This is a genomic window from Arhodomonas sp. KWT (assembly GCF_010993615.1).
In genome coordinates this window covers 1,481-6,875 of record NZ_WNXE01000143.1, presented here as the reverse complement: position 1 = coordinate 6,875, position 5,395 = coordinate 1,481, and the positions used below count along the sequence as shown (strand labels likewise).

The 5,395-nt window shown below is 70.5% G+C and carries 7 protein-coding genes; 2 read left to right on the top strand and 5 right to left on the bottom strand.

Features of this window, described 5'->3' with window-relative positions; genetic code table 11:
- Window positions 1–594 (top strand): GGDEF domain-containing protein (locus G7A99_RS15140; RefSeq protein WP_163141607.1); only part of this gene is annotated, 594 nt, incomplete at its 5' end.
- Window positions 595–657: 63 nt separating this feature from the next.
- On the opposite strand, the gene G7A99_RS15135 is transcribed toward G7A99_RS15140, so the two are convergent.
- Window positions 658–1,341 (bottom strand): LexA family transcriptional regulator, encoded by a 684-nt coding sequence (locus G7A99_RS15135; RefSeq protein ID WP_084594125.1) that lies wholly within the window; start codon window positions 1,339–1,341, stop codon window positions 658–660.
- A gap of 459 nt (window positions 1,342–1,800) precedes the next feature.
- Here G7A99_RS15135 and G7A99_RS15130 point away from each other — a divergent pair, with 459 nt between their 5' ends.
- Window positions 1,801–2,514, top strand: a complete 714-nt coding sequence (locus G7A99_RS15130) for a GGDEF domain-containing protein (protein WP_018717776.1) — start codon at window positions 1,801–1,803, stop codon at window positions 2,512–2,514.
- Here the strand turns inward: G7A99_RS15130 and G7A99_RS15125 are convergent.
- The 4 genes from G7A99_RS15125 to nadA all read right to left on the bottom strand — a co-directional run.
- Complete coding sequence (locus G7A99_RS15125) at window positions 2,511–3,137, bottom strand: alpha/beta family hydrolase (RefSeq protein WP_018717775.1); 627 nt, start codon at window positions 3,135–3,137, stop codon at window positions 2,511–2,513. The genes G7A99_RS15130 and G7A99_RS15125 overlap by 4 nt on opposite strands.
- Window positions 3,134–4,063, bottom strand: a complete 930-nt coding sequence (locus G7A99_RS15120; protein ID WP_018717774.1) for a PhzF family phenazine biosynthesis protein — start codon at window positions 4,061–4,063, stop codon at window positions 3,134–3,136. The genes G7A99_RS15125 and G7A99_RS15120 overlap by 4 nt, the downstream gene beginning before the upstream one ends.
- Window positions 4,064–4,167: 104 nt before the next feature.
- Window positions 4,168–4,863, bottom strand: a complete 696-nt coding sequence (locus G7A99_RS15115) for an SDR family NAD(P)-dependent oxidoreductase (RefSeq protein ID WP_163141604.1) — start codon at window positions 4,861–4,863, stop codon at window positions 4,168–4,170.
- Between the two features lie 66 nt (window positions 4,864–4,929).
- Window positions 4,930–5,395, bottom strand: a 466-nt coding sequence (nadA, locus tag G7A99_RS25590; RefSeq protein WP_240466299.1) for a quinolinate synthase NadA, incomplete at its 5' end; no start/stop codon positions are given.

The following is a 5,395-nucleotide window of genomic DNA, read 5'->3' as shown; positions in this document are numbered from 1 at the left end:
GCGGCGGAATCCGAGGCGGACGCACTGCGCGGCCGGCTGCAGGAGGCCGAGGCCGAGACCGCCGAGCTACGCCGGCGCCTGGTCGAGGAGCGCAGCCGCGGGGCCACCGACACCCTCACCGGCGTCCCCAACCGCATGGCCTTCGAGGAGCGTTTCTCCGATGAGCTGGCCCGCCAGCAGCGCACCCGCCGGACCTTCGCCCTGGTCGTCGCGGATATCGATCACTTCAAGCGCGTCAATGATATCCACGGCCACCTCGCCGGCGACCGGATCCTCGTGGCCGTGGCGGAAACGCTGCGCGCCGCCCTGCGCACCACGGACATGATGGCCCGCTACGGCGGGGAGGAGTTCGTCGCGCTGCTGCCCGAAACGGACGCGGACGCGGCACGGGAGAGCGCCGACCGGCTGCTGGAGGCCGTCCGCCGGCTGCGCCCCGACGGCGGCGGCCCGGAGGCCGTCCCGGTTACGATCTCGGCCGGTGTGACCGAGGTCCAGGTCGGCGACGACATGACGGATGCCTTCGAACGCGCGGACCACGCCCTCTACGACGCCAAGCGCGCCGGACGCGACCGGATCGCCGTGCGCCTGCGTTGACACCCGGCGAGTGCCGCGTCACCAACGTCAACCACGACGACGCGGAGCGAACGCGGTGCCGGGCTAGACCCGTCGCGCTATCCAGATCACCCGGCCGACCACATCCAGGGCCGCCAGGGCCGCGCCGGAAACGTGCTGATCCGCGTAGCGGAGGCTGTCCGATCGCACCCACACCCCGCCGGACCAGTCCCGTTGCAGGCGTTTCGGCTGCAGCGCACCGTCGACGCGGAGCACGTACACAGCGTCGTCGCCGATATCGTGCCGGGTCGTGTCGACGAGAAGGCGATCCCCTTCGTTCACGGTCGGGGCCATGGAGTCGCCGCTGGCCGTGACCACGACCAGCGCCTCGGCGCACAGTCCCTCCGCGTTCAGCCACGCCGATGAGAGCGCCAGCACCGGCATCGTGTCCGCGGCACGGATCGGCGTGTATTCCCCCGCGGCGTATCGGGGCCCGGCCTCGCGTACGGTACCGGATACCTCCAGCGCCCCCTCGCCGGTCGCGAGCCACGCGACGGACACACCGCCGGCCCGGGCCAGGGCCACCAGGCGCCCCGCCGTGGGCTCGCTGGCCCCCGCGATATAACGATAGAGATGGCTCTCCGAGACACCGGCCCGCGCGGCGAGGGCCTTCTTGCCCCCGACGTGCGCGGCAATCTCGGATATGCGAGCCCCAATGGCGCCGGCATCCGTCGATGCACCCCCGTGTGAACGGCCGGCCATGTCGTTGTTTTTTCCTTCGTCAGGCATTGTCGTGTTCCACTGGCACGCCCGGGCCACCCCGGTTGCGACACACGCCCGGAAACCATTGACACGAAACTCCCGGATAAGGCAGTCTCACCCTTATCCGGGACTCCGGCGTCACGGAATGGACGGCCGGAGACCGTGTCGGCGCATGCAACGTGCCGGCCCGTGCGCCTTGAGCCACGGAGACACCGCAGTATGGACACACCGGGCGGATACCCAATCGCGCGGCGGCGGTGGCTTATGGCTGACCATAAGTGAACGAGCATACCGGGCGGCAGACGATCGCGTCATGTCGACCATGTCCCATTACCGGGAACGCCCCGGGAAAGGACGACGCAATGGCGGCGCGAGCCATGCACCCGCGTAAACCCCGCGACTGCATGGCACCGGTGCAGGGACACGCCAGAACCAGCCCCCCGTGCCGCGCACGGATGCACGGGACGTGCGCAGAGGTAGGGATCAATGGCTCAGGACGAGCAGGCTGAGCGCGGCAGGCCAATCACACGCACCATCCCCGGTAACATCCCCCGACGCCTTGCCCTCCGCGCCCTGGCGCTGCTGCAGCGTTGCAGCCCCGGACGGCAGAGCACGGCGTGCAGGGCCTGCCCGTACCGCAGGCGCCTGCGCGAGAGCGAGGCAAAGATCGCGGAGCTTCGTCGGCGCCTTGCCGAGGAACGCAACCGCGGGGCCACCGATGCCCTCACCGGCATCTACAACCGCAAGGCCTTCCAGGAGCGCTTTGCCGTCGAGCTGGCGCGACGCCAGCGCTACGGCCGGCGCCTGTCACTGATCATCCTCGACATCGATCACTTCAAGGGGGTCAACGACGCCTACGGCCACGTCACCGGCGACCGCATCCTCACCGCCGTCGCCAGCCGGCTTCAGGCAGAGGTGCGCGCCATCGACCTGCTCGCCCGTTACGGCGGCGAGGAGTTCGTGGTGCTGCTGCCGGAGACCGACCTGCAGCAGGCCCGCCACACCGCCGGCAAGCTGCTGGCACGGATACGCGACGAGCACTTCCAAACCGGCGAGCACAAAATCGGTATCACGATCTCGGCAGGCGTGACGGAGGTACGCAGCGACGATACGGCGGCACGGGCACTGGAGCGTTCCGACGCCGGGCTCTATGCGGCGAAGAACGGCGGGCGTAACCGCATCGGCGTCTCCGGGGACTAGGCGAGCCGCGCCAGGAAGGCAGCGCTGGCGGCCACCGCCCGGTCAAGGTTGCCCGCCTCGGTCTCGCCGCTGCGCTTGCGCGGCTTGAAGGAGTGATCGCCGTCCGGCACCCAGGTCACCGCAATGGTGGAGGCGAGCTCGTAGGCCGCGACTTCGTCCGGCCGGCCGAACGGGTCACGCTCGCCCTGCAGGATCAGCGCCGGTGTCGACAGCGCCGCCAGGTGCGCGACCCGCGGCCGCTCGGGCCGGCCCGGGGGATGGAAGGGGTAGCCGAGGACGAGCAGTCCCCGGGCGCCGAGCTCGTCCGCGACCAGGCTTGCCATGCGTCCGCCCATGGATTTGCCGCCGATGGCCACGGTCCCCGGCCAGCGCTCGCGCACCGCCGCGACGACCTCGCGGTAGCACCCGAGCAACGTCTCCTGCCGGTCCGGGCCACGTCGCTTACCGTCCTCGCGCCGCCTCGCCATGTACGGGAACTCGAAACGCACCACGCGGTGGCCCGCCGCGGCGAGCCCTCCGGCGATGTGCGTCATGAACGGTGTGTCCATGGCGGCACCGGCGCCGTGGGCGAGGACGACCGTGACCGCCGCGCCCCCCGGCCCGTCAATCAGCCACTCGCTCACCCGTCGTCGCCATCCCCGGTGTCGGGGACCAGCATCAGCCCCTCCATCACCTGCACCGCACGCCCGGCAACGCGGACACCGCGGATCGCCTCGGGCTCACCCTGGACCTCGACCCAGGCCTCACCCGGCCGGCCCAGCCAGTGCCCCTGCTCCACGGAGAAACGGGCGTGCGGAATGAGTCCGTGGTGCCAGAGGTAGGCCGCCAGGCCGCCGCTTGCCGAGCCATTGAAGCTGTGCTCGAAGGCGTTCGGTGGTGCGCCGAAATGGCGGGAGAACACGTCACCGCTGTCGGTGGCGCCCCCGAGGGCGAACAGATGGGCCCCCACGAAACCGCCGAAACGGTGGAGCTCGGCATAGGCGTCGAGCCGGACACGGGCGCGCCGCAGCGCGTCCTCGCTCACCACGGGCACCATCAGGTGCGGGATCACGGTATTCACCGTCTGCACCGGCGCGTCATCCCGCAGGTCCGAGAGCTCCAGGCCGAATACCGTCGCGATCTCTGCCGGATCCTGGGCCTCGAAGAAATCCGGCGGCGGCTGCGTGACCGACAGCAGCGGCATATCCCCGCCGGAATGGGTCACGTCCATCTCGACCACGCCGTGGTTGGTCTCGATGCCCAGGCGCTGGATGTGCCCGTCGCCCCGCGCCAGGCGTCCCTTGGTCAGCAGCGCATGGGTGAGCGCCACCGCGAGGTGGCCGAACAGCGGCACCTCCTCGCGCCCGACGAACGAGCGTGCCCCCACCTCGGCCACTGTCTGGTCCTCCGGATCCATGGCGAACACGGTCGCGGAGACGCCCAGCTCGTCGGAGAGCGTGCTCATCATCTCGTCGTCGAGGCCATCCGCGTCGAGTACCACGGCGCAGGCCACGCCGCCGAAGGCCGTCGCGGTGAAGGCATCCACCTGAATGATCGGTACTGCTTGCATGCCGTTATCCCTGTCGTCGCCAACCAGGCCGGAAACGGGTGCCGGACACCCACGGTGCCCCGCACCATAACCGCTGGCACCGGTGCCGTCACTCGGTGGGCCGGTCAGAAACGTTCCGTGGCGGGCCGCAGGTCGAGCTCCTGGGTCCACGCATTGGGGGGCTGGCAGTGGAGCTGCCAGTAGCTCTCGGCGATCGCAGCGGGCTCGAGCCGGTCGTTGTCGGCGGCCCCGTCGGGCGGTCCGATGCGCCCGTCGATGACGACATGGGCCACGTGCACACCCTCGGGCCCGAGCTCCCGGGCCAGGCTCTGGGAGAGCGCACGGATGCCGAACTTGGGGACCGCGAGGGTGGCGAACCCGGCACCGCCGCGCCATGCCGCCGTGGCCCCGGTGAACAGCAGGCTGCCCCGTCCCCGCGGTGCCATGTGACGCGCGGCCTCGCGCGCGACGATGAAACCACCCAGACACCCCACCCGCCAGCACCGCTCGAAGGTGGCCACGGAAATGTCGCGGATACCGCCGGGCTCGAAAGTCCCGGCGTTGTACACCACCGCCTCCACCGGACCGAGCTCGGCGTCGGCGGCGTCGAACACGGCTGCCACCTGGGCCTCGTCGGTGGCATCGCAGGGATAGGGAAGGACCTGCCCTTCGTCGGCGTCCATACCGGCGGCGATATCGGCCAGCCGCTCGGCGCCGCGGGCGATCATCGCGACGTTCAGACCACCGGCGGCGAAACGCTGTACCAGCGCCGCACCGAGCCCGGGGCCAACCCCGACGACCAACGCGCTGCCCCTGCCCATAGCACTGTCTCCGGACGATGCCTTTATGGACAGTTTAGACGGGCAACCCCGCCATCGCCGCCGCCTTCAGGCGTCGCCGTTGCCCAGAACGGCCTGGCGGCGCTCGCGGCCGAAGGTCATCATCCGCCCGAGCGAGATCCGGGCCTGCTCGGCCACGGCCTCGTCCACGAAGATCTCGTTGTCCAGGCGCTCCAGCGCACCAGCGAGGTTGCGCAGGCCGTTCATCGCCATCCACGGGCAGTGGGCACAGCTCTGGCAGGTGGCGCTGCGCCCCGCCGTGGGCGCCTCCATGAGCTCCTTGTCCGGCGCGGCCTCGCGCATCTTGTGAAAGATGCCGTTGTCGGTGGCAACGATGAACCGCGATGCCGACGAGGTCGTGAGCGCCTGCAGCAGCTGCGAGGTCGAGCCGACGACGTCCGCCTGCTCCACCACCGAGCGCGGCGATTCCGGGTGTACCAGCACCGGCGCATCGGGGTAGCGCGCGCGCAGCTGTTCGAGCTCGCTACCCTTGAACTCCTCGTGGACGATGCAG

Bases quoted from the DNA above. Each gene is read 5' to 3' on its own strand.
- G7A99_RS15135 (WP_084594125.1), bottom strand. From the start codon at position 1,341: ATGCCTGACGAAGGAAAAAACAACGACATGGCCGGCCGTTCACACGGG.
- G7A99_RS15130 (WP_018717776.1), top strand. From the start codon at position 1,801: ATGGCTCAGGACGAGCAGGCTGAGCGCGGCAGGCCAATCACACGCACC.
- G7A99_RS15120 (WP_018717774.1), bottom strand. From the start codon at position 4,063: ATGCAAGCAGTACCGATCATTCAGGTGGATGCCTTCACCGCGACGGCC.
- G7A99_RS15115 (WP_163141604.1), bottom strand. From the start codon at position 4,863: ATGGGCAGGGGCAGCGCGTTGGTCGTCGGGGTTGGCCCCGGGCTCGGT.